Genomic DNA, 24,271 nt, shown 5'->3' on the forward strand with positions numbered 1-24,271 from the left:
ATACGAGGACACCGAGCCCCTCCAGCGGACTGGGGGCACTCGGCGACTCGCGCCGTGGGCTTACACGTCAGAGCGGTTCGTACTCGGCGTCGTCGTCGGCACCGGCCCTGCCGCTGCGGATGGTGGTGACGCCCTCCGCGTCGGACGGCCCTTCGGCCGGCACCGGTTCGTCTTGAGGACGGAGTACCGGTTCGGGCTGGTCGTCTTTCGGCGCGTGCGTCGGCTGTTCAGCGGAAGGCATGGCACCGAGTGTGCGATCACGCCGGCTACCGGCACGATCAGTCAGATACGGGATTTAAACCGGCCGTTCGGTTCCCGATTTTTCGTCGTCCGTTTCACGGCTTGCGGAATTCACTCGTCGTTCAGGGACGGTGCGGTCAGGTTGCCGACGAGGCCCGACTCGACGACCCTGACCGCGAGTGCCGTGCGCGAGGTCACATCCAGTTTGCGCATCGCCGACTTCACCTGGCTGGCGATCGTCTGCGCCGACACCATCAGAACGTCGGCGATCTGCCGGTTGGTCAGCCCCTCGACCAGCAGCCGGGCCACCTCCAGCTCGCGCGGCGAGAGCCGGTTGCCATAGCCGGGACGCCCCCGGCCGCGCGTCACGGTGTGGGCGTTCCCTCCCCGCCCGGCGAGGAACCGGAAAATCCGGTCGGCGTCGTTGTGGGCGCCGAGTTCCGTCAGCGCCCGCGCCAGGTCCGCCAGCACGGGCAGCGCGGCCTCATCCCGGCCGTCCGCGAGCTGGCAGCGGGCGGAGCGCTCCTTGGCGAGCAGCGCATGGTACGGGCGCGGCAGCGTCACCCATAGGGCGGCCGCGCGGTCGAACAGCGTGGCGGCGTCCGCGAGGCGGCCGTCGGCCTCAGCCAGGATCGCGCGGCACAACGTCAAAGACGCCTGTGGTGCCGGCGCGTCCCGGTCGCCCAATGCCCCCGCGAAAGCGTTCACCACCATGGAGGCACAGCCGAGCCGACCGGCCGCGGCCAGGGCTGCCATACGCACCGGGGCGAACTCGACGGTACGGGACCACAGACCGCCCCCGACAGCGATCTCGGCGAGTTCGTCGGTCAGACGGAGCGCCTCCTCCACGTCGCCGTCGTGCAGGCACAGTTGGGCCAGCGCGGCCGCGGCCTCGATGCGCTGCTGATCGTCGCGTCCGGCGAAACGCAGCTGCTCCTTGGCCGCTTCCCGGTCTCCGGCGGCGGCCTGCAGCAAGCCCGCGACGAGCGCCGCCTCGCACCGGTCCTTGAGCCGTACGCCGCTGGTGTCGTCGAGCAGGCGTGTCGTCTGCTCGGCGAGTCCCGACCAGGCGCCGGTGAACCAGTCCAGGTGGGCCCGGGAGGAGGCGATGCTGCTGAGATGGGACAAGAGCAGGTGGCGCTCGGCGAGGGTCCTGGCCTTGGCGAGTCGGGCACCGGCCTCCTCGTACCGTCCCCACCGCGCAGCCTCCTCGCCGATATTGGCGTGGCCTATCGTGACAATCGACGCCGCCCGCGGATCCGGTACGTCGTCCGGGATCTCCCGGGCCGCGGCCCATCCCGCCTCCTCGCCCAGCGACAGAAGCGCGAACGCGCGATCGGCCGACAGGTGGAGACGGTCGAGGGAGGCGATCGACTGCGCCGGCGGCGGCGCCTCCTGCAGCCACCGCAGGTGCTCCGAGACCGGCCGCGGGTTCCTCCCCAGGGGCAGAGCCAGCAGGATGCGGGCACGCGCCATCTCCGCGGATCCCGGCGGCAGATGAGGCACCGCGAGGAGGATCTCGCCGCGGCCCGCGTCTATCTCACCTCCCGCCATGAGGGCCCGGCCGACCTGGTAGCGGACGAACGCCTGCTCCACCGGCGTGAGGACCTGCCCTGCGAGAGCCGAACGCAGCGATTCGACGATCGGCGAGTGCGGGTCGGATCCGGACAGCGCCTGGAACTGGATTTTCGTCACCAGACGTACCAACGCTGCGGCGGGGAGCGCAACGGTGGCGACCAGGCTGTGTATCAGCAATGCCGAGGTGGCCACGTCGCCGGACTGGGTGCAGAGGTCGGCCGCTTCCTCGGTGTACCGGCACGCGGCCTCGACGTCGCCGGCCGGCCGGAAGTGCCGCGCCAACTGCGCCACGGGGGGCACCGCCCACTGTTCCATGGTCCGGCCCGCCCGCAGGTGCATGGCGCGCCGGTCGCCGGCCGGGATGGCGTCGTAGACGGCATAGGACGCCAGCGGATGCCGGAACGACCACTGCCCGGATCTGTCCTCGCGCAGCAGCCCGCTGGCGAGCGCCTCGGCCGCCTGCGCCGCGAACCGCTCCTCCGCCAGACCCGTGACCGCGAGCAGCGTCGTGTAGTCGGCCGGGCCGGAGAGCACTGCCGCCGCGTAGAGGACGGTGCGGGTGTCGTCGTGAAGCCGCTGGACGCGTTCGAGCATGGCGTCGCGGATCGTGGGCGGTACCTCGATGCGTTCCAGCCGTCGTCGTGCCCAGCCGCCGTCCCGGAGGACCAGATCGGCGCGGTCGTGCATCAGCCGTATCGATTCCTCCACCGCCAGTGGTACGCCCTCGGTGCGTGCGTGCAGAAAGGCCGCGAACTCGTTCGATACGTATTCGCCGGCCAGCATCGACGAGACGAACGAGGCGGTCTCACCCACATCCAGCGACCCTGGCGTCAGTCTGACCAGATGCGCGTCGGGAGGCAGCCGCGAGGACAGCCGCAGCAGCAGCGAAGCGGACGGCACTTCGCTCCGGCGAAAGGTCAGGACCACGCTTACCGGCTGCGGTCGGCGGGAGACAAGGAACAGCAGGAACTCAAGGGTTGCCTCGTCGGCCCAGTGGACGTCCTCCAGCGCGAGGACCGCGACGTCGAGTCGGCCGAGGACCTCGACGAATGCCCGGAACAACCGGTGCCGGGCGGCGGTGGCGTCCTCCAGAGCCTCCGGAGCCGGAGGCAGGTCGGCGGCCCACTCGGGGAACAACGGCCTCAGCGCCCCGCCCAGCCCGCTGAGCCCCAACCCGGCAACGTTGTCGACGCCGTCGCGCACCGCGTCCACCACCGCTCCGAGGGTGTACGGAACCCGCAACTCCAGGCAGGCACCGATCAGGGCATGCCGTCCCTGCTCCGCCTGGGACGCCAGGAACTCACGCAGCAGACGGGTCTTGCCGATGCCCGCCTCACCCTCGATCAGCACGACCACGGGGGCCCGTTGGAGCGCCGATCCAAGCGTGTCCAGTTCACGATCCCGGCCGACGAACCGCGGCGCGGACAGTGCCGGAAGCCGACCACCGTCCTTACGCGTCCCCCCAACCACTGCCATGTCCCCTCAGCCGACCCCCACTACACCAGCGCCGACTTTATCCCTGATTCACAGTGGTGACGCCGTGGCTTTCCCCAGCGAGACTCCGGCACACCGTTCGAGTCGCTCCACTGTGTCCTGTTCCGCCAGGAGAGTTCCGGGCGCGACGGTGCGTGGCCGCGCCTGGCCGGCAACGAGTACGAGACCACCGCACCTCCCAAGCAATCCACAGAGAACAGTCGCGAATGGTCAACGCTGCTGTCCGGCAGGGAAATTGGCATTGTCTCCGTCACCGCGCACTCCGCTGCCCAGTCAGGCACGCCGGTCGCGGCATGTCGAGCGGTCGGTCGCTGTCGGTCGCTGCGCGGCGTACACACCCGCCCGGGTTGCGGCATGTCCGGCCGCAGTCGGGCACCGCGAACCGAAGCACTCACCATCCTGCGGTGACGTGACGGGTGACTCGCCATGTGTTCGCGCCGGAACAGCGCCCCAGCGATCAATCAACCCATCAGGCCCGCGCGAGGGATACGGAAAGGCGCGTTCAAGCCGTCCTGTCACGGTTGGCGGCCTCAGCCGATACCGGTCGGTCCAGGGCGTGCTCGGTATGGGCGGTCTCCAGCAGAACGCGCCAGGAGGTCACCATCGGGCGCCGCCGCAACAGGCTACGGCGTTCGCGCTCGGTCATGCCTCCCCAGATGCCGTGCTCGATACGATTGTCGAGGGCGCAGGCGAGGCACTCGGTACTGACCGGGCAACCTCCGCACACGGCCTTCGCACGTTTCTGGGCCGCACCTTCGACGAACAACTCCTCAGGGTCGACAGTGCGACACTTCGCCCGTGATTCCCACTCTCGCTCGTCCACGAACATGCCACCGCCCCTGTGCAGGCTCTGTCCCCCACACGTAGGGGCTTGTGCAGACCGTATGCCCATCGCGTAAGAGAGAACTCACCGCTCCCGGATTCGGCTCCATCGGGTGATCGCATGGTTGACAACACGGGCACAATCTTGGCGGCCGTTCGCTATGTGCGATTATTGACTCCGTTTTTGCTCCAAAATGATCGCTTTGCGGTAGTTTCGGGACAGGAGTCGCCCGCCCGACCTCTCCTGTGGGGCAACGGTCCGTCAAGGGCGTGCCGCACAGGAGCCCCTGCGCCATGGGGCTGCACCCACCTGGACAGACCGCCCTGTGCAGGGGCCGGCTGACTATCAGTTGGCCCCGCCGTACGACGGCCAGGTAGCCGAGGACGTTCGCCTGTACGGGGCTGGGGAGAGAACTGTGTCCGCCGACAAGCGAGCGCGCAGCCCTTCGTGGATGGTCAGCAGCCCGGCTCTTCCGGCATGTGCTGCTTCGCCCACTCGCCGAGTTCTCTGAGTGAGACTTCCAACGCGGCGCCCTTCTCGGTGAGGCCGTAGGAGACCCGTAGCGGGGGCCCCTCGTCGACCTCACGCACAACGAGTCCTGCGGCGCCGAGTTCGGCAAGCCGGTCGGAGAGCATGCGCTCGCTGATGCCGGGGATGGCCCGGCGCAGGCTGGCGAAGTGGGCCGGCTGCCCCATCAGGACGGACAGGATCGGCCCGTTCCAGCGCTTTCCGAGCACTTCGAAGACACGTGTGATGCCGCCGTCTACCGCCCTGCACTGTTCGGAATCGTGGGTCTGTTCCATCGCCATGGAGTCAGAGTACGGCTTGGTGTGAGGATCAGGATGAATGAGAAATGCATCTGTATGTCGCCATCTGGGGTGGGCCTGTTTGAACACTCGGAACCGCCATCGGAGTACGCCACCGCCCTTCCAGGGCCAATGCCGTGACTCTGTTGGTGATCTTCAGGGGTTGTCCGGCGGCTGCAGTGCAGAGAGTGTGGAATCGGCTTGATCGTGTACGCCCTCGGGGTGTTTCGGCGATCCAGTCGGCAGTGCGGGTGAGGTTGCAGGCCATGGCGGTGAGTACGTGTGGAACATGCGTCTTGGCGAGTCCTCGGTAGCGGGTGCGGCGTAGGCCGTTGCTCCGGACGGTCTGGGAGAGCGTCGCCTCGATGCCGGCGCGGACGGCATGGCGTCGTTGCCATTCCTCGGTCTGCTGGTCGAGGCGGTTACGGACCTGGATCTCGTGCAACGGCTGTGGGAGCAAGGCGATCGAGCGGGGCCGGGTGGCCGAGGCGGTGCACGGGTGACGGTCCGGGCAGGCCAGGCAGTCGGCCTTGGCGAAGCGGAACTGGAGCTACTCGTGGCCGTTGATGGGAAGTGTCCCCGGCTGGGAGCTGGTCTTGCCGCGCGGGCACGTCGCCTGCCGTAGGTCCCAGTCGATCGCGAACGCGGACTTCCCGAAGCCCTCGCCGCTCTGGGCCTGGCGGCTGTGGTCGGCGACGATCGGGCCGAGCAGTGTGATCCCGTGGACCTGCTGGGCGCGTTGGACATGGGCCGGGGTGATGCAGGCGGCATCGACCACGTGCTCGGCCGGAGCCGGCTGCGCACAACGCGCCGGGGGGGGGCGCCCCCCCCGGGGGGGGGGGGCGCCCCCGCCCCGCGCCGATCGCCTTATCGCCGGCGTCGTCGCACCAGGACAACGCCACCGATCACGATGACCGCGACGACGAACACGGTGACGGCGTTCAGCGCCACCGGGGGAATGCGTTGCTCGGTGATGGCCATGAGGAGGGGGTGGGTCCGCACAGTGTTCCTCTTCGTGTAGTCGTCCGTCACCGCTCGGAAGCCCTGGTCTGCCGGAGGCGCTCCGTGTGGTGGCCTTCGTAATGACCTGTTCGCGACGGAGAACGGGTTCCTGTGATGCCGATCACACCGCTCACTTGGTGGTGCGATAGGCGTCGTAGATCGTCTGGGTCAGGGTGTTGCCGTGCGCATCGACCAGATGGGCCCGCAGGGAGACCGTGCCGGCCGCCGCCGGGTGCCGCAGGCTCAGCGCACCGTTTCGGGACGTGACCGCGTGCCAGGTCCTGCCGTGGTCGTAGGAGACGTGGAAGTCCAGGTGTCCGAGGGTCCTGGCGGTAGCCGCTCCCTGGACCGTGAACGGCACGGTGAAGACCCTGCCCGCCTTGGCACTGCTGTCCGCGGCCAGCTGCGGCGAGAAACGGACCACCGACAGTGGCAGACGTGCGGACGCGTCCCCGTCGACGTGCGCCGAGTGGAAGGTCCATTCCGCGGTGACGCGGGTGGACACGGCGGACACCCCGCGGGCGCGTGTGACGTCGGTGGTCAGGTGGTACAGGGCGCTCTTCGCGGGCAGGGCATACGCGGAGCCGACGAGGGGAGTGTCCGTGGCGAAGATCTGCCTGCCGTCCGCCGACAGGGTGCTGCGGGCCTTGGTGTACTCGGAGGTGCCCAGGTGGTCGGCGGCGTCACCGAACAGGGGCAGATACGCGCGCAGGGTGTCACCGGCACGGGTGGCACCGGCTCCGACAGGCTGGCCGGCGCCCGGCCAGGGGCTGCCGGCGGGCAGCGACGGCCCGAAGACACCCACGTCGAACCGAAGGCTGTGGTTTCGGTGAGCGGCGAAGGACAGCGGCTTGGACTCGAACTCCGCCTCGGTCGTCTCCGAGGCGTCACCGGTGGTCTGGTAGACGGTGTAGTGCCACTTGAGGTCGTTGGGCAGGAAGTAGTCGGTGGCGGTCTCAGGCAGTTTCACATCGTCGGGGGCTCCGTCGTACCAGTTGCCGTCGGGCAGCAGTGGACTCACGGACACGGTGGCCTTCTTGCCGGGCGCGGGGGAGCCGATGGTCACGGGAACCCTGACCAGCTGCCGCGCGGTGAGGTGTGCGGTGAAGCCCGACAGGTCACCGGTGCGCGGCCAGCCGAGCCGGTAGTTGACGGGGTGGCCCTTCCTGGACGAGTCGGTCCAGGTGCCGGTGTAGTAGGCGGTGGCCTTGGCGGCCGGGACCGGCTTGCCCAGCATGCCCACGCGGACGCCGCGGTAGTCGTCGTACCCGAACGTGGTGTGCTGCGGCACGGTCCCGGCAGTGTTGCGGTAGAAGATTACGGCGTCGTTGTTCTTCGCCGCCTTGTCAGGCACCGTGATGTCCACCGGGTGCGTTCGGCGGGCATCCAGGTCCACTGTCGTGTCATGGTCGAGGGTGAGCTCCGGCTGCAGCAGGATGTTCTTGCGGTCCGCGCCGATCTGGCTCTGCAGCCCGTACCGCCCCTTGGGCAGCCTGATCGTCACCGTGCCGTCGGCACCCGCGTCGGAGCCGGAGACGCCGTCCAGCAGGCTGTTGTCGAGGCCGTAGACGTAGGTCATGGCGTCTTTGGCGGTCCTGCCCTTCAGGTCGAGGTGACGGAGGGTCAGGTCGAAGGACGGCACTTCGCGCTGTACGCCGACCGCGGTGCGCACGCTGGTGTTTCCGTCGGCCGTGGTTGCCACCAGGGAACCGCCGAAGGTGCCGTCGGCGGAGCCGGCGCGGGTGTCGACGGTCACCGAGGTGCTCGCCTCTCCTCCCGCCGGCACGGTCAACCTGGCGGGCGAGACGGTGAACATACCGGCGGCGGCAGGCTTGCCGTCGGAACCGAACGCCTCCACCGACAGGTCCAGCGTCACCGGGGTGTCCCCGCTGTTGTGGTACATGACCTGCTTGGTCACCGGCTGGTCGTCGCTGTGCGGATAACGCTGGATGCCGAACCCGAGCGAGGTCGGGCCGGTGGTGATGTTCTGGTCCAGGGCCCTGGACACGTCCACCCGTCCGGTGCCCTGCACGAACGCCGACAGATCGGGAGCCGCCTTGGCCGAGGCGGTGAGCTGGGCCTTGATACGTGCACCGGTCCAGTCCGGGTGCTGCTCGGCAAGCAGCGCCGCCGCGCCGGTCACATGCGGTGTGGCCATGGAGGTCCCGCTCAAAGACACATAGCCGTCGGCGACCGGAGTGCCGATGCCCCCCTGGGCCGCCTTGGCGGCGACGATGTCCACCCCCGGCGCGGTGATGTCCGGTTTGAGGTCGCCGTCGGCCGTCGGTCCACGACTGGAGAAGGACGCGATGACGTCCTGCTTGTCGACCGCTCCCACGGTCAGCGCCGCCTGCGCGCTGCCGGGTGTGCCGATGGTGCCCTCACCGGGGCCGGAGTTGCCGGCAGCGACGACGAACAGGGTGCCCGACTGCTCGGACAGCGTGTTCACCGCCTCCTCGACGGGGTCGATGCCCGGGCTGTCGTCCTGCCCCAGGCTCATGTTGACGACACGTGCGCTTTCCCCGACGGCCCACTGCATTCCGGCGATGATCGAGGCGTAGTCTCCGGCGCCGTCATCACCGAGTACCTTCCCGATCAGCAGGTCGGCCCCCGGCGCCACACCTTTGTACAGGCCACCCGACTTCGCGCCGGAGCCTGCCACGATGGACGCCACGTGGGTGCCGTGACCGAAACGGTCGACGGTGTCCTTGGAGTCGCTGAAGTTCTTCTCCGCGACGACACGGTCCTTCAGATCCGGATGGGTGTCGTCCGCACCGGTGTCCAGGACGGCGACCTTGACCCCCTTGCCGTCATAACCCGCCTTCCACGCCGCCGGGGCACCGATCTGCGGGACACTCCGGTCCAGCGCCACCCGGACCTTCGAGTCGAGCCAGACATGAGCGATCCCCGGTGCCGCGCCGCGTGCCGCCGACGCTCCGCCGCGCTCGGTGAGGGTGTCCCACAGCGCGCTGCCGCCGGACTTCCGCGCGTACAGGACATCGCCGCCGATGCTCGGCAGACTCCGCCCCGCCCGAGCCTGCGACAGAACCTGGGGCCGCGCCGCGGAGCGCTCGGCTGCGGCGTACGACACGATCAGCGGCAAGTCGGCACGCCTGGCGTCGCTGTACCCGTCCGCGACCAGCTCCCCGACATCGAACAACCGCCGGTCCAAGGTGCCACGGCTGACCAGCGCCTCCGCGTCCCACGGCATCACATAGGTGTGACCATGAGTCTGCTGCACCTGGAAGTTCATGCCCGCACGGCCCTTGGCGGCCGCCACCCGAACCACATGGCCCGCGGCGTCGAGGCTCACCTTGTCACCGGTGATCAGTGTGACCGAATCAGAGATCCGCGCGGCCGAAGCCGGGGTATCCGTTGCGGTGCTGGCCTGCGACTGCCCCGCGTGGGCCATGTCAGCGGCTCCTATGGCCGCGCTCACGCCGAACGCGGCAGCGACGGCTACCGTTGTCCGACGCCACCGTTTTCCGACCCGCATGCGGAGTCCTTCCGAGAACGGGCCGCCTGGATGCGGCCTCGCCTTTACCTGGCCGCAGCCGCGCCCGAGTTCCCTGTCATGCGGGACACTTCAAGAAGATCGGTGTGACTCTGATCATGTAAGACTGCCTCTGAGCGGCGTGAACCAGGTGTTACCTGGTTCGCTGGAGAGACAACGTCACGAACGGCCACTCGTGTGCGGTGCGTGTGCGGTGCGTGGTTCACCTGCTAGGCGGAGGAGGCCCAGGCGGAGTTCGCGCAGTGAGCTGGAGGCGGACCCGGCCAGGTTGGGTACTCCACTGATCCGCGAGTGATGAAAGGGCATCATGGGCGTCGCTCCGCTGCGCAGGGGGATGTACCGCACCTTCCCGCCCGACGTCAGCGGAGGCATGGGCGGCAACACCGACATCCGGCAGCTCGTCAAGGGAGCACGGGTACAGCTGCCCGTGTACGTGCCGGGAGCCATGTTCTCCGCCGGGGACGGGCACATGGCGCAGGGCGACGGCGAGGTGACCGGGACAGCCGTCGAAACGCTCATGTCCGTCACCCTGCGGTTCGCCCTGCACAGGCACACCGTGATCGCCTCCACCCGAGCCGTCGTACCCGCCGCGGACCCCACCCAACTGGCCATGCCCGCCCAGATGCTGGAGCAGGGCTACTACCAGACCACCGGCACCGGGCCCGATCTGATGGAGAACGCCAAGACGGCCGTACGGGAGATGGTGGACTGGCTCGTCCAGGACCAGCGGGTCAGCCTGCACGAGGCGTACGCCCTGTGCAGCGTGGCCGGAGATCTGAAGATCAACGAGACGGTGGACCTCCCGAAGTGGCTCGTCTCCATGACCCTGCCACGCGGAATCTTCAGCTGACCTACGTCAGCGCTCTCGGACGCCTGTATCGGCGCCGGCGAGCGGGTTGCCCACACAGCACCGCCGCTGTCCGCCGACCTGATCCAGGAGAGGCCCCCCTAGTCTCCCCCGGTCCCCTCCTGGTCCACGGCCCAGTCCCGGAGCTGCCGGGCGATGCGGGCCACGCCGAGCGCACCCGAGACGGCGTCCCGCACCAGTGCGACGGCCGCCTTGGGCGGATAGTCGAGCTGTTCCCCGTTGAGCAGCAGGTACGCCTCGGTGGCGTGCCAGGCGAAGGCCTCGCCGGAGTGCTCCAGGCAGGGCAGTTTCGCCAGAGTCTGCAAAAGCGCGGCCGCCTTCAGATGGAGGGACCCGTAGATGTCACGCTCCATCGCGCGCGCGTTGACGCGGGCCACGGCTGCGTAGAGCGGCCCCAGGTCGTCGACCTGGGGGTCACCTTCGAGCAGTTCGGCAGCATGGAGGAGAAACGTGACGTCGAGCGGGTGCGGCGCCGACCGGCTCACGCGGCGTTTCCCCGCCCCGGCGCCAGCCCTTCCAGTTCCTGTCGTGCCTGGATCTCGGCCGCCCGCTGCTCGGGGTCCGGATCCAGCGTGCTGAGCTCCGCCGCGAAAGCCGCACCGCTTCGGGCCATCGACTCCCTGAACCCTTCCAGGAACCGCCGCTCCACGGCGGTCGCCCGGGTGTACGCGGCCGAGAGGATGTACTCCTGCATGCTGACCCCCTCCTGCCGCGCCGCAGCCGCGATCGCGGTCCGCTGCTCGGGGTCGGGGAAGCGGAGGTTCATCGCCTTCGGTTCTACTGACATGGCACCGATGATACCGGCGGTACCACACCCTGTGTCCAGCATCCGTTCGGGCCGCCCGCCGACGCGGAACCGGTCGGCCGTGCCCGTGAACGTCGCCCCGATCCCGACCGCAAGGCTCATCCCGGTCGCCACCGGCGCACCGGCGACGCCGTTCACCAGGACGGCCAGTCGCTTCGGTCGCTGTCGGCCGTGCCGAATGCCTCCACCGGCACGGACCGGGTTGCAGGCCTGGGCCACAGGCCGAGGCGCTGCGGCAGATCGTCGTGCAGAACTACTCCCGCGACACGGCAGGCTGCCTGCGCTGGCGCATCGCCGACGACGGCGGGCTACCGCCCTCCGCCTCGGCAGTCGTCTCTCCCTACGACACCACGGCGCGTTACGTCCGCCACGGGCACATCGTCAGCTGGAAGGGGTTCGCCGCGCATGTCACCGAGACGTGTGCCTCCGACAGCTCGTCACCAGGGGCAGCGGAAGTCGCTCGCCGACGACCATCCTCCTCGGCGGGATCACCGGTGCCGACGAGACCGTGGGGTCTCGGTCCGTCCTGTGAACATCCGTCGCGGCGGAGAGGCCCCGGCCAGCGGGTGGTGGTGGCGCTCGCCGCCGTGTTCTCGCCGGTGCCCGGCGGGCACCGCACACCACCGGCACAAATTCCTGGCCGGAGCTGTAACCGGGACCCGACCCGATTACAGGGCTGGCGCGACTACGGGCTTCTCGATGAGGGCTCATACCCGCCGTCCGTCAGCGATCGTGATGGCGGCCCGATTCCTCACCGCCCTTCGGAACCAAGGCAATCGGTCGAGCAGGGCCCGAAGGGATCCGCCGGCAGATTGCCGGCGGTGTGACCGAGGTCGCGGACGGCCACTCGTCGGTGTCCGGATGGCGCTGCTCAGCGGCCCCGGCGGTGCCGCGGTCGAGTTCGCCGAGCGCGCCGACACCGACACCGGCCGCTCGGGCGATGTCCTTGACCGAGGCGCCCGCACCCTCGCGGGCGAGGGCGGCTGCCGCTGCCTCCAACAGCCGGTCCTCGTTGCGCAGCGCGTCGGCTCGCAGGAGTCGACGGGGCCGCGCCGTGTCCCCCTCGTCGCCCGTCAACCCGACTCCCCTTGCCACGACTGCAATCGGAACCAGGTTCCGGATATGAGTGCACGACGGCTCGTGGCCTTCGCGTCACCCGCGGCGCCCTTGCCGCTGCGCTACGCCGCCTTCGGAGGGGCGCGAGGGCAAGGCCCCCAAAAATATGCATACGCAATCTATCAGTGGAAACGGTTAACAGGCGTCTGCAAGTATTGTGCCATGTCAACCGGCCCACCCGTCTGCCGTCGTGGACCGGCCGTGCCTGTTCGCGATCGCCCCCGGCCTCGGCGGCAGCTGCCGAACCGCCCTGCCCACCTGCCCGTCCTTTGCCGCCGGACCCTGGTCAGTAGACGATGACCGGCAGGGGGAGGACCCGGCCTTCTGACGTCCCGTACTACTCACCGCCGCTCCGAAAGAGATATGACCGACACCGCACCTGATACGGCACTGCAGGGCGTCGTGGGTTTTTTGGGCGGTGTGGCGTACGTCGTCAGCGATGCTCCGCATCGACGTTACGGATCAGAAGACCATGTGACATCCATGGCCAACATCACGGACGCCAGACAGAGGTGCACATCAGCGTCGCTGTCCGGCCGTCGTGTCAACCGGCATAGGTGACGCCACGCCTGCCGCAGTAACGGTGGCGTAGGGGATACCGGGTCAGCAGGGCGGGGGATCCGCAGCGTCAGCATGACGCCTCGTGGACTGTCCAGGCGGTCCACGAGGGGCTGCCGGGAGGCGGGACTGTCGGCGGCGACCGTGATACGGCCGACGAAGCAGTGGCAGGACGACCACGCCGCTTGGCTTCCGGGGTGGCATCCTGGCGCCCACATCGACCTCGTTCTGGCCGAGGACCTGGTGCGCCAGTACTCGTTGTGCGGCGACGTGACGGACAACACCGCCCTGCAAGTCGCCGTGCTGAAGGAGGCGGAGGGTCGCGGCGGGTCCCGCTACGTGCACGACACGCTCGCGGAGGGCGACACGGTCGAAGTACGCGGCCCGCGGAATCACTTCGTGCTCATCGACGCGCCCCGATATCTGTTCATCGCGGGGGGTATCGGCATCACGCCCATCCTCCCGATGATCGCCGACGCCGAGCGGCGCGGAGCCGACTGGAGGCTGGTCTACGGCGGGCGCAGCCGAGCCACGATGGCGTTCGCCGGCCAACTGGCGCACGCCCATCCACGCCAGGTCGAGCTCTGCCCGCAGGGCGAGACCGGCATCATCGACCTGCGGACATGGCTGGGCACCCCGCGTACGGACACAGCCGTGTACTGCTGCGGTCCTGCGCCTCTGCTCGACGCAGTGGAGCAGGCGTGTGCCTCATGGCCCAGTGGTGCCTTGCACGTCGAGCGCTTCGCACCGAAGGAACGGGTCGGCACACCAGGTGCGAGCGAGTTCACGGTGGAACTGGCCCGTTCGGACCGGACGTTGAGCGTTCCGGCGGACCGCTCCCTCCTCGATGTCCTGCAGGAAGCCGGCGTGAACGTGCTGTCCTCCTGCAGAGAAGGCACCTGCGGAACCTGTGAGACCGCTGTCCTCGCGGGAAAGCCGGACCACCGCGACACCTTGCTCAGCGAGCAGGAGCAGGCCGCCGCAGACGTCATATTTCCGTGCGTCTCCCGTTCTCGCTCGCGCCGACTGGTTCTCGACCTGTGAAGACCGTGCCCGAGGCCCTGGTCATCTGTGAACTGGTCAACACCCTCTACCTGTCGGCCGCCCCCGCCCCCCGACATCGGCGACGTGGCCGCGGCCCTGGTTCCCACATTCGAGGAAGCATCGGCGGCTGTCGGTGTTCTTGCTCCCCGCGACCGCGACAAGGGCATGATGCCCACCGCGTCGACGTACGACTACTCGGCCCCGGACTCGTCGTGGCGGGCCCGGACAGCAAGCCGCTGCTGCTCGCGCTGCTGCTCGCCATCGGCGGCGACGTGGTCGTGCCCGTACCGAGCTGGGTCAGCTACGCGGCGCAGGCCCGGCTCGTGGGGGCGCGCCCGCTGCCTGTACCGATCCTGCCGGGGCAGGGTGGGGTGCCCGACCCGGAGCGGCTGCGCGAGGCCGTCACTCTCGCGCGCGCCGCCGGACAGGACCCGCGATCCCGGGGTCAGTTGCAGGGGTCGAGGGTGATGTACGCCGGCTGCGGATCCCCGTCGTGCACGAGCGACTCGTGGTTGCCCACGTCGTCGAACGCGAAGGCGTACGCCATGCCGCCGGCCATCTGCGCGTGGATCTTGCGGGCGTAGTGGTTGGTGACGACGTCCGCGTGGAAGCCGGAGCTGCTGGTGTCGGGCTGGGTGGGGTTCGGCAGCAGCGTCGCAGCGGTTGAAGCCTGCGCACAGGTGCGGGAGATCGGGCCGCGTACCAGGTCGTTCGGTCCGTCCAGGAGCTTGTAGCAGCCGAAGATGTTGTCGGCGTCGGGCTTCTGGAAGGTCGTGACGACAGCGCCGGAGGTGTTGGTGAAGTTCAGGACGTTGCCGGAGACCCGTCCGTAGTACTTGGTGTTCGGCTGATCGCCGAAGGGCGTGACCGTCAGGGTCGAGGTGCTGTACTTCTGCCACACGCGGTTGATGTAGTCGTCCAGCACATTCGCCGGCAGCGCGCCCGCCTCGATGTCGTGCCCCGGTGCCAGGGCCCGCAGGACCGTGCCGTCGGAACGGGTCTGGATGAGGTTCGCCCAGCCGCCCGGCTGGCCGCGCAGCGCACTGAAGAAGCCGTTGTAGCCGCCGGGCTCCAGGTGGCCGGTGTTCTTCACAGAGCCGTCGCCGGCCTTCACGCCGACCGCGTACGGTGCGGAGAACATGTCGACCTGGGTGCTGTTGATCCACAGGCCGGAGTCGTTGAGGGTGTACTCGGTCCAGTTGAACAGGATGTTCCTGTTGGGGTCGGACGGGTTCTGCACCGCGGGCTGTACGAGTCCGCCGGTGGTCAGCTTGAAGACGAGCTTCTGGCCGTAGGAGAAGTAGACCCGGCCGGAGAACTTCGGCATCTGGAGCGTCATGGTCTGGCCGCTCGCCGGTCCCGCGATCGACGCGTCGGGCGCGTCGGTCGGCGGGTTGCCGCCGGCGGGCCAGGCGTGGAACGTGCCGTTCGCGTCGGCCCAGCCCTGCTGGCCGGTGCTGAGCAGGGTGCCGATGTTGTAGACGTAGACCTGGTCACCACGCCCCGAGTTGTTGCTGATGGTCGGCGGGATGGTGCTGGGCACGGCGGCCTGGGCCTGGCTGCCGGTGCCCGCCAAAGTGGTACCCAGGCCGATGTCCAGAGCCGCCAGCACGGCGGCCAGCGTCCTTCACGTCACAGAGATGGACACATTGTTCTCCTTGTTCCTGGTACAGAGATGTGAGGGGAGAGGACGGACCGGCGGCGTGGACCAGATCGGGATTCCGGTCCGTCCCTGGCCCGGGCGGCGTCGCCAGGGACGGCTCCCGGGCTGTGGCCCGCTCGTGCCGTGCGGATTCTGGACGGAAGCAAGTAGGGAGGAAGGCGGGGCAGGCGAGCGGTCAGCCGATGGTGGCGCCGCCGGCGACGCGCCCGAGGTCGTTCCAGGCGCCGTGGCCGTCCCCGCCCTGCCAGGCATAGACGGTGGCGGCGTTGGTGGTGTTGTCCCCGAGGACGTAGTCGGCGTTGCCGTCGCCGGTGAAGTCGGCCGTGGACACGCGGGTGGCGTCAGCCGTGAGCCCGGAGGCAACCTGCCCCAGCCCCAGCCAGCCGCCGCGGCCGTCGCCGCCCCGGTTGAGGTAGGCCGAGACCGCGCCGGTGGAACTCAGCCACGTGTAGTCGGCGCGGTCGTCCCCGTCGAGGTCCGCGAAGCGCACCTTGGAGGCGTCGGCCGTCAGGCCCGAGGCGATCTGGCCCAGTGGCGACCAGCCGCCGTGGCCGTCACCGCCCCGGTTGAGCCACGCCGACACCGCGCCGGTGGAGCTGAGCAGGACGTAGTCGGTCCGGCCGTCGCCGTCGATGTCGGCGAACTTCACCTGGGTGGGGTCGGTGGTCTGAACGGTGGCGATCTGACCGAGGACGGACCAGCCGCCGTGGCCGTCACCACCGCGGTTGAGGTAGACCGTCACCGTGCCGGTGGAGCCGAGGACGATGTAGTCGGCTCGTCCGTCGCCGTCGAAGTCGGCGATACGGACCCGGCCCGCGTCGGCCGTCAGGCCCGAGGCGACCTGCCCCAGTGGCGACCAGCCGCCGCGGCCGTCACCGCCCCGGTTGAGCCACACCGACACCGCACCGCTGGAGCTGAGCAGGACGTAGTCGCTCCGGCCGTCGCCGTCGAAGTCCGCCCACCGCACGTTGCCGGTGGTTCCGGACTCGGTGCCCGCGTCCAACTGCCCCCTTCCGGCGGCCCATCCGGCGTCGAACACGTCGGTGAGGGCAGGAGAGAGGGCCTGTGCCATGCGCTGGTAGCCGGCGTCGTTCGGGTGCAGGTCGTCGGCGAACTGGGCGGAGGTCAGGGCGGGCGGGTCGACGTAGAGGAACTTCTTCCCGGCGGCCTGCTCGGTGCTCTGCAACTGCTTGGCCGCAGCGTTGTACGTCGCCACCTGCGAGCCCAGGTCCGGGGTGGTCGGGATGAGGCCCAGCATGATGACGCTGGTGCCCGGCCGGTCGGCGTAGATACGGTCGACCAGGTCGGTCAGCCGGGCGGGAGCGTTCGCGACGTCGACGCCCCGGTCGAGGTCGTTGATGCCGATGTGCAGGATCACCACGTCGGGGCGGGCCGCGGACATCCAGCCGTCGACGCCGTCGCGGATCTGGGAGATGACGTATCCGCTGTGGCCCTCGTTGGACTGGTCGGCCAGCGTGCCGGAGCTCTCCGAGCCGACGAACTGCACGGTGTACGCGGCCTGGCCGGCCACCAGACTCGCGAGGGGCGTCCGGTACGACGACGTGGTGGCGCTGCCCACGCCCCAGGTGATCGAGTCGCCCAGGGGCATGACCCTTAACTGAGGGACGGGTGTCTGAGCGGAGACCGGTCCTGCCGGCACGAGCGCCAGGAGGACCGCGCCGGCGGCGGCGAGGGCTGCGGCGGCCGCCCGCCGCTTCAGGCACCGTATTCGCGTCTCGGGGTGCACGGGTGAGCCTCTGCGGCGAATGGCCATGGAGCTTCTCCTCTGCCGCGCGGGCGGCTGGGTGGGGGTCAGGAGGCGGCGTTCATCAGATCGAGGGCACTCTGCTGGCGGGCGGCATCGGTCGTGTCCAGTGGGCCGTACCAATGCACGCCGTACTGGTCGAGCGCGTTGCGGTCGGACGCGTAGGCCTGTGCCGCCTGCTTGCTGAGGTACGCCGTGTAGGGGCGGTCGGACAGGACCGTGTTGAGCTTCGCCAGGCCGCGTACGTCGGCGCCCTTGAAAGAGGGTCCGTCGGCACCGCAGTCACCGCTCTCGCAGGGGTCCTTGAGGATGCCCGCCGAGGTGTTGAGCCTGCTTGAGGTGGTGTTGGCGTCGGCGATCCGGCGGGCGGCAGTCAGTACGGAGGAGTCGCTGGTGGCCTTGTACAGCTCGGTCAGACCGCCGACCAGCTGGCCCTGGTTGTACGACCACACGGTGGCGTTGCCGTTCTTGCAGGTGCTCAGGCTGATGCCGTCGCCCACCGTCTGGTCGGAGTTGACCATGCCGGTGCCCTGGAACCAGGTCCAGTCCGCCTTCGCGCGCTGAAGGTAGGCCGTATCGCCCGGGATGCGGTTGTGCAGGGCGGCGTTGAGCTCGATGTAGAGGGAGTTGGGGATGGCGTTCTTCACCGTTTTCGCGGTGCTCCACCACACCCCGCCGCCGCAGGTGCCGTCCCAGTAGGAGGCCATGTAGTCCGCGTCGGCCCGGGCTGTGGCCAGGTAGCGGCTGTCGCCGGTCAGGTCGTAGGCCGCGATCCAGGTCAGGCCCCACCATCCGGTGTCGTCGATGTAGTCGTTGCGGAACTGCCCCGCCTGGGCGTTGACCTGCAGGTCGTAGGTGCGGCCGATGGCGTAGGTGTAGCTCTGCATGCCGGTCACCCGGGCGTTGTCGATGACGGCGTGCAGCGCGTTGGCGGAGTTCCACCAGCCGGTGGTGTCGAACAGGCCGGTGCCGTAGTCGTAGAACTGCATCTGCGCGGTGGCCGCCGCGGTGCGCCGGTCGGCGGCGTTCCAGGTGGAGCGGGCCCAGGGCGTGCAGACGATGTCGGTGCGGTCGGCGGCCTTGCCGCAGGCGCGCAGGGCGCCGACGCCGTGGTTCGCCCAGTCGTCGACGTTGTACATCATGGTCCGCCAGCCGGTCTGGCCCGCCGGGATCGTGGTGGCGCCGATCCTGCTGCCCGAGGACCAGGTGCGCCCGCCGTCGAACGAGCGGTCCATCCACACCTCGTCCCCGGGGCTGCCGTTGCCTATGGACGCCCAGCCCATGGCGTCGGCGTCGTCGAGGTGCAGCACGAACGTGCGCGAGAAGAGCGTGGCGGTGACGGGTTTGCGGTCCTGGCCGCTGAGGGCCGGGTCCCGCGCGTCGCAGTACTTGTTGCAGACGGTCGCCTGGACTGCCGTGGTCGCTGCTTCGGCGCTTTTGGATACCGGGATCAGGAGTGCCAGGGACACCGCGGTCGCGAGCAGGCCGGTCCCAAGCACACGTGTTCTTGCCACCTTTGACTGCATGTCAGCTCCGTCGAGGTCGGTCAGCCCAGGCGCCACTGCTGGTTGGCGCCGCCGTTGCAGGTCCAGAGTTCGAGCGCGGTGCCGTTGACGTTGCCGGAGGCCTGGTCGCCGCCCGTGACGTCGAGGCAGAGGCCCGACTGGGTGCCGGTGATGGTGCCGTTGCCGTTGAAGCGCCACTGCTGGTTGGCGCCACCGGTGCAGGTCCAGAGCTGCACTTTCGTGCCGGCGGTGGTCCCGCTGCCGTTGACGTCCAGGCACTGGGTACCGCCGTAGAGGCGCAGTTCACCGGCAGCGGTGAGGGTCACGGCCTGGTTGGTGCCGCCCCCGCAGTCCCAGATCTCGATCTTGGTGCCGGGCGTGGTCTGGCCGTCGTAGGCGTCGAGGCAGCGGTTGGAGGAGGCGCCGATCAGCGGGTGCGTCGTCCCGACGCTGGTTCCGCTGCCGACGGACACCCGGTACATGACCGAGCCGTGCCCCGGGACGTTGGCCGCGATGCTGCCGCTCGTGCTGCTGATCACGTGCGTCCAGAGGTTGTCGATCCGGTACGTCGAGGCAGCCGGGAGGCCCACCGCGGAGGCCGAGGTGGTGATCGTGGCCGCGCTCGAGTTCTCGTTGAACAGGACCACCGACACGTCACCGTTCGCGAGGGGTTTGGTCATCACGTGCAGACCGCCTGACGAGGAGATCTCGGTGCCCTGCTTGCCCAGGGAGTCCTGGTCCACGGCGATGACGTCCTTGTTGCCGTAGAGGGAGAGGGCGGCGGCGGAGGCCTTGGGCATGTCGTTCCCGGCGATCAGCGGCGCGGCCATCTCCGACCAGAGACTGAAGTGGGAACGGTCCTCGGTGAACGACATGCCGTTGCCGACTTCGAGCATGTCGGGGTCGTTCCAGGCGCCGGGCCTGGCGTACGGGGCGAGCTTGACGTTGGCCTTGTAGATCGACACCACCGTGGAGAAGTTGACGTTGATGTCGTCGGTGGTGCGCCAGCTGTTGCCGACCCCCGCGCCCCACGTCCACACGTCGGCGAGGCCCCAGTTGCACAAGCTGTAGACGATCGGGCGGCCGGTGTTGGCGAGGGCGTCGCGCATGGCGGTGTAGCGCTGCTGGTCGGGCACGTTCTGGTGGTTGCAGTTGTCGTACTTGAGGTAGTCCACGCCCCAGGCGGCGAAGCTGTTGGCGTCCGACTGCTCATGGCCGAGGCTGCCGGGGTAGCCCTGGCAGGTGGCGGTGCCGGCGCTCTCGTAGATGCCGAGCTTGAGGCCCTTGCTGTGGACGTAGGCGGCGGTTCCGCTGATGCCGTCGGGGAACTTGACCGGGTCGGGCACCAGTTGGCCTGCGGAGTTGCGGGCCGAGGTCATCCAGCAGTCGTCGATGTTGACGTACTGGTACCCGGCGTCTTTCAGACCGGAGGAGACGAGGTAGTCGGCGGTCTGCTTGACCAGCTGCTCGGTGACGTTGCAGCCGAAGGCGTTCCAGTCGTTCCAGCCCATCGGGGGCGTCCTGGCCAGACCGTTTTCGAGGGCCTGCGCGGGCGGTGCGGCGCGGAGCACCAGCAGAGCCGGGGCGAGGGCCAGCAGAAGCACCATCGTGAGGGCGGCGCTCAGGCGTCTCATGAGGGGTGACGGGACAGTCATGTCGATGTCTCCTGTTTCGCCGTGCGGGGCCGGACGAACTCACATGCCGGACAACGTTGTCCAGTCGGGGGGCGGAGCATCTTGGAAACGTAACCATCGAGAACATCCCATCAGCCAGGTTCAGGCGTCAATGGTCCGTACCAGATTGCCGTCGGGCTTGAGTACCCATGCCTGCGGGGAGCGTTGACGATCCCACGGCTCAGTGGGAACGTTTCCATCACCCCATCCCCGGAGGCCCTCCCATGCCCATGTATCCCTCTCGGCGAGTGATGGTCGGTTCCGGCCTGGCCGCGATGACAGCGGTGGCCACCACACCGGCGGCCGCAGCGGAACGCTCCAGCCCGGCCCGGGCGTTGTCGCGCGCCGTCGCCGCGTACTCCGCGCTCGAGAGACACTTCGATACGAACGACGGTTCCGGGCTGGTCCGCGAGCAAGTACCGGCGGCCGACGACGACAAGGCGTACTCGTACGAATGGCCCTTCTCACAGGTGCACATCGCCGCTCTCGACCTCACGGCCGTGGACGCGACGTACGAGTCGGATCTGGCCCACAGGGCAACGGCGCAGGAGCACTTCTGGAACACCGGCGGAGGCACGACCGGGCTTCCCGGATACGACTCCTACCCCGTCGCCCCGTACGGCTCGGGCGGCGACATGTTCTACGACGACAACGAATGGGTCGGCCTGGCGAAGGTCCAGCGCCATCTGCAGACCGGGGACCCCGCCGCCCTGGCACGCGCGAAGGAGATCTTCGCCCTGGTCAGGTCCGGCTGGGACACCGACGCGAGCCACGCCGCCCCCGGCGGCGTCTTCTGGACCCAGGCCGGCTGGAGCCGGGACCGCAACACCGTCTCGAACATGCCTGGCGCCCAACTCGCCCTGCGCCTCCATCAGATCACCGGCGAGGCCGACTATCTGGGCTGGGCGAGACGTTTCTACGACTGGACGAACACACATCTGCAGAGCCCCGGCGGCCTGTTCTGGGACCACCTCGACCTGCAGGGCACCGTCGAGAAGACCTTCTGGTCCTACAACCAGGGCGTGCCGGTCGGCGTCAACGTTCTCCTCTACGAGGTCACCCGGGACCGCACCTATCTACGCCGGGCCGAGCGGATAGCCGAGGCGGCGTACGACCACTACGTCACCCGGAGGCGGCTGTTCACGCAGCCCGTGTACTTCAACTCGATCTTCTTCAAGAACCTGCTGCTCCTGGAGTCCGCGACCAAGAAGGACAAGTACCATCAGGCGATGGCCGACTACGCCGACCAGGTGTGGTCCACGATGCGCGATCCCGCCACCGGCCTCGTGCACTTCAATGCGGCCGGCGGTACGGAAGCGATCCAGCAGGCGGCATTCGCCCAGATCTACGCCGTGCTCGCGTGGCCCCGCGCCAAGTGGCGGACGCTCTACTGACTACGGGTGCCCGATCTCTCCCGTGCCGCGCGCGATCAGGCGGACCGGGAGGACGGTGCGGCGGGAGGGGGCGTCGTCGCCGTTGATGCGGTCCAGCAGGATGTGGGCGGCCCGGCGGCCGAGTTCCTCGGTGTCGGAGGTGACCACGGTGACCGGGGTGGGGAGCATGTCGGCCAGTTTGAAGTCGTCGAAGCCGACGACCGCAACGGAGGCCTGGAGCTCACGACAGGCCCGCAGGACACCCTCGGTGAGGAAGCCCGTGGTGGAGAAGACCGCGGTGGGCGGCTGCTCGGAGGTGAGCAGGGTGTGGGTGGCGGCGGAGGCTTCCTCGGTGGTGCCGCGGCGCAGGGTGACGACCAGGTCGTTGTCGGGGGTGATGCCGCTGCGGCGGAGGGCCTTGCGGTAGCCGCGCAGCCGTCGGCCGGTGCTGTAGTAGGAGGGGGCGACGAGGATGGCGATCCGGCGGTGGCCCTGGTCGATGAGGTGTTGGGTGGCCTTGCGTCCGCCGTCCTCGTTGTCGACGAGGACGACGTCGGCCTCGGCGCCGGTGGCCGGCCGGTCGACGAAGACGATGGGTACGTGGTCGTGGCCGTTGATCTCGTTGAGGAAGGCGTGGTCACCCTGGTCGGGGACGATGATGAGCCCGGCGACGCGTCGTCCGATGAGCTCGCCCACGGCGCGGCGTTCGACCTCCGGGTCCTCGTCGGCCGTGCTGAGGAGCACTGCGTAGCCGGCCCGGTTGGCCACTTCGACGGCGGCCTTGGCCAGGGACGCGTAGAACGGGTTGGTCAGGTCGCCGAGCAGCAGCCCGATGGTCATGGAGTTCTGCCCGGGTCGGAGCGAGCGCGCGATCTCGTTGCGCTGGTACCCGATGGCGTTGATCGCCGCCATCACACGCTCGGCCGTCTCCTCACGAACCGTTCCGATGCCGTTGACGACGCGGGAGACGGTGACGACGGCGACTCCGGCCCGCTCCGCGACATCGCGCATCGTGGGCCTGGCGTTCTGGTGGTGCGGGGGACGACTGCTCACGTGAGTCGAAGACCAACCTTCCATCGCGTGCCGGGGGCCGGGACCGCCCTCAGGATACGTTTCGGGTCCCGGCCCGCCGTTCGGCCCGGGTGGCTAACTGTTGCTCTTGATCACGTCGTTGATCTTGTCGGTCATCGTCTGGAGGTCGGAGAGCGGCTTCTTGCCGTTGAGGATGTCCGGCCAGTAGGCGGTGATCAGGTCGTTCGACTGGCTGGCCCACTGGGTGGTGAAGCGCACGCCGATGGTGGACGACGTGTTCAGTCCCGCCTTGACGGTGGACGCGACGGTCGTCTGGCCGGCCTTGTCGAGGGCGCCGAAGTAGGTGCTCTGGGCGGAGAGATAGGCCGGGGCGGCCACCGGGGAGTCGGGCAGCACCTTGGTCCACACGGTGGAGTCGAGGTACTTGAGGACCTTGAAGGTGGCGTCCGCGTTCTGGGTGTACGACGGGGTGCAGATGCCCACGGCGTCGTACAGGGTGGCCGGCTTGTTCACCTGGGGAAGGGGTGCGAAGCCGTACTTGATCTTCGGCTTGTCGGTGAGGAAGGCGGCGGCCAGCCACTGGCCGCTCCACAGCATCGGGATCTGTCCGGCGGCGAACAGCCCCTGCTGGTTGCTGATGTCGTATCCGGGCGGTGCGATGGCACCGCTCTTGATGCCGGCCGCGACCTTGCGGACGCCTTCGGTGTACGTCGCGTCGATGGTCGCCTTGGTGGGCTGGTGCATGGAGTCGGCGAAGGGCGCGCCCCCCGCGGACAGCGAGTACGTGCTCAGGGAGAAGGGGCCGTCCGTGGAGGTCATCGCGTCGGCGACCAGGCCGTACTTGGCGCCCTTCGCATGCAGTTCGGCGGCGGCGTCGAACATCTGGTCCCAGGTCCACCCGGCGGCCGGCACGGTGATGCCGGCGGCCTTGAAGGCGTCGATGTCGTACCAGATGCCGTAGGTGTTGATCAGCGAGGGAACACCGCCGATCTTTCCGTCGGCGGTCTTCCAGTTCTTCATGGTGGAGGAGACGAAGCTGCTCGCGCCGAAGTCGCTGGAGCCGGAGAGCCGGGAGGCCCAGTCGGTGAGCAGGCCCTGGCTGGTGTACTGCTGCTCGGTGTCGTTGCCGCACCAGAACAGGTCGGGCAGCTTCTTGGCCTGGGTCAGGGCCGCGAGCTTGTCGCTGTAGTTGCCGTTGGGGCTGTCGACGCGCTTGACCGTGATGTTCGGGTCGTGGAAGCCGGTCAGGGCCTGGTCGATGGCCTTGTTGGTGGCGGCGGACTCCCAGGTCATGAGGGTGACCGTGGCCTTGCCGTCCGACTGTTTCCCGGACGAGCCGCCGCAGGCCGCCGTCGCGAGCAGTCCCCCCGCCGTCAGCAACGCTCCGGCGAGCCGGATCAATCGTTTCATCA

Annotated in this window: 18 protein-coding genes and 1 pseudogene; 3 read left to right on the forward strand and 16 right to left on the reverse strand. The window is 69.0% G+C overall.

Going from position 1 to position 24,271, the window contains the following annotated elements; all coding sequences use genetic code 11:
* Positions 1-67 precede the first annotated feature (67 nt).
* The 7 genes and pseudogenes from ACGFZQ_RS36865 to ACGFZQ_RS36895 form a co-directional block, all read right to left on the reverse strand.
* Positions 68-241 (reverse strand): hypothetical protein, encoded by a 174-nt coding sequence (locus ACGFZQ_RS36865; protein WP_393844025.1) that lies wholly within the window; start codon positions 239-241, stop codon positions 68-70.
* Between the two features lie 110 nt (positions 242-351).
* Positions 352-3,294, reverse strand: coding sequence for a helix-turn-helix transcriptional regulator (locus ACGFZQ_RS36870; protein WP_393844026.1), 2,943 nt, complete (start codon positions 3,292-3,294; stop codon positions 352-354).
* Between the two features lie 520 nt (positions 3,295-3,814).
* Positions 3,815-4,141: a WhiB family transcriptional regulator gene (locus tag ACGFZQ_RS36875; RefSeq protein ID WP_393844027.1), complete on the reverse strand. Its 327-nt coding sequence runs from the start codon at positions 4,139-4,141 to the stop codon at positions 3,815-3,817.
* 449 nt (positions 4,142-4,590) lie between these two features.
* The gene (locus ACGFZQ_RS36880) at positions 4,591-4,944 is read right to left on the reverse strand and encodes a winged helix-turn-helix transcriptional regulator (RefSeq protein WP_393844028.1); all 354 of its coding nucleotides are present in this window, start codon (positions 4,942-4,944) and stop codon (positions 4,591-4,593) included.
* A 28-nt stretch (positions 4,945-4,972) separates the two neighbouring features.
* Positions 4,973-5,470 (reverse strand): annotated as a pseudogene (locus ACGFZQ_RS36885) (transposase); the annotation flags it as partial.
* 21 nt (positions 5,471-5,491) lie between these two features.
* The gene (locus ACGFZQ_RS36890) at positions 5,492-5,719 is read right to left on the reverse strand and encodes a hypothetical protein (RefSeq protein ID WP_393844029.1); all 228 of its coding nucleotides are present in this window, start codon (positions 5,717-5,719) and stop codon (positions 5,492-5,494) included.
* Positions 5,720-6,073: 354 nt separating this feature from the next.
* The gene (locus ACGFZQ_RS36895) at positions 6,074-9,355 is read right to left on the reverse strand and encodes a S8 family serine peptidase (protein WP_393844030.1); all 3,282 of its coding nucleotides are present in this window, start codon (positions 9,353-9,355) and stop codon (positions 6,074-6,076) included.
* A 409-nt stretch (positions 9,356-9,764) separates the two neighbouring features.
* Between ACGFZQ_RS36895 and ACGFZQ_RS36900 the strand changes: the two genes are divergently transcribed.
* Entirely contained in the window at positions 9,765-10,307 is a 543-nt protein-coding gene (locus ACGFZQ_RS36900) for an acetamidase/formamidase family protein (RefSeq protein WP_393844031.1), read from the forward strand.
* A gap of 98 nt (positions 10,308-10,405) precedes the next feature.
* Here ACGFZQ_RS36900 and ACGFZQ_RS36905 read toward each other — a convergent pair whose 3' ends face one another.
* The 3 genes from ACGFZQ_RS36905 to ACGFZQ_RS36915 form a co-directional block, all read right to left on the reverse strand.
* Positions 10,406-10,810, reverse strand: coding sequence for a fic family toxin-antitoxin system, toxin component (locus ACGFZQ_RS36905; protein WP_393844032.1), 405 nt, complete (start codon positions 10,808-10,810; stop codon positions 10,406-10,408).
* Complete coding sequence (locus ACGFZQ_RS36910; RefSeq protein ID WP_097227967.1) at positions 10,807-11,091, reverse strand: DUF1778 domain-containing protein; 285 nt, start codon at positions 11,089-11,091, stop codon at positions 10,807-10,809. Before ACGFZQ_RS36910 ends, ACGFZQ_RS36905 begins: the two co-directional genes overlap by 4 nt.
* A 762-nt stretch (positions 11,092-11,853) precedes the next feature.
* The gene (locus ACGFZQ_RS36915; RefSeq protein WP_393844033.1) at positions 11,854-12,207 is read right to left on the reverse strand and encodes a hypothetical protein; all 354 of its coding nucleotides are present in this window, start codon (positions 12,205-12,207) and stop codon (positions 11,854-11,856) included.
* 672 nt (positions 12,208-12,879) lie between these two features.
* On the opposite strand from ACGFZQ_RS36915, the gene ACGFZQ_RS36920 reads away from it, so the two are divergent.
* On the forward strand, positions 12,880-13,848 hold the full coding sequence (locus tag ACGFZQ_RS36920; protein ID WP_393844034.1) for a PDR/VanB family oxidoreductase: 969 nt from the start codon (positions 12,880-12,882) through the stop codon (positions 13,846-13,848).
* A gap of 445 nt (positions 13,849-14,293) precedes the next feature.
* On the opposite strand, the gene ACGFZQ_RS36925 is transcribed toward ACGFZQ_RS36920, so the two are convergent.
* The 4 genes from ACGFZQ_RS36925 to ACGFZQ_RS36940 all read right to left on the reverse strand — a co-directional run bounded on the left by ACGFZQ_RS36925 (position 14,294) and on the right by ACGFZQ_RS36940 (position 20,436).
* Complete coding sequence (locus ACGFZQ_RS36925; RefSeq protein ID WP_393844035.1) at positions 14,294-15,460, reverse strand: glycoside hydrolase family 64 protein; 1,167 nt, start codon at positions 15,458-15,460, stop codon at positions 14,294-14,296.
* Between the two features lie 226 nt (positions 15,461-15,686).
* The gene (locus ACGFZQ_RS36930; RefSeq protein ID WP_393844036.1) at positions 15,687-17,285 is read right to left on the reverse strand and encodes an FG-GAP-like repeat-containing protein; all 1,599 of its coding nucleotides are present in this window, start codon (positions 17,283-17,285) and stop codon (positions 15,687-15,689) included.
* Between the two features lie 38 nt (positions 17,286-17,323).
* Positions 17,324-18,802, reverse strand: coding sequence for a glycoside hydrolase family 76 protein (locus ACGFZQ_RS36935; RefSeq protein WP_393844037.1), 1,479 nt, complete (start codon positions 18,800-18,802; stop codon positions 17,324-17,326).
* Positions 18,803-18,822: 20 nt separating this feature from the next.
* On the reverse strand, positions 18,823-20,436 hold the full coding sequence (locus ACGFZQ_RS36940) for a glycoside hydrolase family 27 protein (RefSeq protein ID WP_393844038.1): 1,614 nt from the start codon (positions 20,434-20,436) through the stop codon (positions 18,823-18,825).
* A gap of 242 nt (positions 20,437-20,678) precedes the next feature.
* Here ACGFZQ_RS36940 and ACGFZQ_RS36945 point away from each other — a divergent pair, with 242 nt between their 5' ends.
* Positions 20,679-21,848: a glycoside hydrolase family 76 protein gene (locus tag ACGFZQ_RS36945; protein WP_393844039.1), complete on the forward strand. Its 1,170-nt coding sequence runs from the start codon at positions 20,679-20,681 to the stop codon at positions 21,846-21,848.
* Here ACGFZQ_RS36945 and ACGFZQ_RS36950 read toward each other — a convergent pair whose 3' ends face one another.
* On the reverse strand, positions 21,849-22,880 hold the full coding sequence (locus ACGFZQ_RS36950) for a LacI family DNA-binding transcriptional regulator (RefSeq protein WP_393844040.1): 1,032 nt from the start codon (positions 22,878-22,880) through the stop codon (positions 21,849-21,851).
* Between the two features lie 93 nt (positions 22,881-22,973).
* Positions 22,974-24,269 (reverse strand): ABC transporter substrate-binding protein, encoded by a 1,296-nt coding sequence (locus ACGFZQ_RS36955; RefSeq protein ID WP_393844041.1) that lies wholly within the window; start codon positions 24,267-24,269, stop codon positions 22,974-22,976.
* Positions 24,270-24,271 lie beyond the last annotated feature (2 nt).

Origin of the sequence: Streptomyces sp. NPDC048254 (assembly GCF_043201895.1) — a bacterium.
Taxonomy (GTDB): domain Bacteria; phylum Actinomycetota; class Actinomycetes; order Streptomycetales; family Streptomycetaceae; genus Streptomyces.

Bases quoted from the DNA above. Each gene is read 5' to 3' on its own strand.
- ACGFZQ_RS36865 (WP_393844025.1), bottom strand. From the start codon at position 241: ATGCCTTCCGCTGAACAGCCGACGCACGCGCCGAAAGACGACCAGCCC.
- ACGFZQ_RS36870 (WP_393844026.1), bottom strand. From the start codon at position 3,294: ATGGCAGTGGTTGGGGGGACGCGTAAGGACGGTGGTCGGCTTCCGGCA.
- ACGFZQ_RS36875 (WP_393844027.1), bottom strand. From the start codon at position 4,141: ATGTTCGTGGACGAGCGAGAGTGGGAATCACGGGCGAAGTGTCGCACT.
- ACGFZQ_RS36880 (WP_393844028.1), bottom strand. From the start codon at position 4,944: ATGGCGATGGAACAGACCCACGATTCCGAACAGTGCAGGGCGGTAGAC.
- ACGFZQ_RS36895 (WP_393844030.1), bottom strand. From the start codon at position 9,355: ATGGCCCACGCGGGGCAGTCGCAGGCCAGCACCGCAACGGATACCCCG.
- ACGFZQ_RS36900 (WP_393844031.1), top strand. From the start codon at position 9,765: ATGGGCGTCGCTCCGCTGCGCAGGGGGATGTACCGCACCTTCCCGCCC.
- ACGFZQ_RS36910 (WP_097227967.1), bottom strand. From the start codon at position 11,091: ATGAACCTCCGCTTCCCCGACCCCGAGCAGCGGACCGCGATCGCGGCT.
- ACGFZQ_RS36920 (WP_393844034.1), top strand. From the start codon at position 12,880: ATGACGCCTCGTGGACTGTCCAGGCGGTCCACGAGGGGCTGCCGGGAG.
- ACGFZQ_RS36930 (WP_393844036.1), bottom strand. From the start codon at position 17,285: ATGGCCATTCGCCGCAGAGGCTCACCCGTGCACCCCGAGACGCGAATA.
- ACGFZQ_RS36935 (WP_393844037.1), bottom strand. From the start codon at position 18,802: ATGCAGTCAAAGGTGGCAAGAACACGTGTGCTTGGGACCGGCCTGCTC.
- ACGFZQ_RS36940 (WP_393844038.1), bottom strand. From the start codon at position 20,436: ATGACTGTCCCGTCACCCCTCATGAGACGCCTGAGCGCCGCCCTCACG.
- ACGFZQ_RS36945 (WP_393844039.1), top strand. From the start codon at position 20,679: ATGCCCATGTATCCCTCTCGGCGAGTGATGGTCGGTTCCGGCCTGGCC.
- ACGFZQ_RS36955 (WP_393844041.1), bottom strand. From the start codon at position 24,269: ATGAAACGATTGATCCGGCTCGCCGGAGCGTTGCTGACGGCGGGGGGA.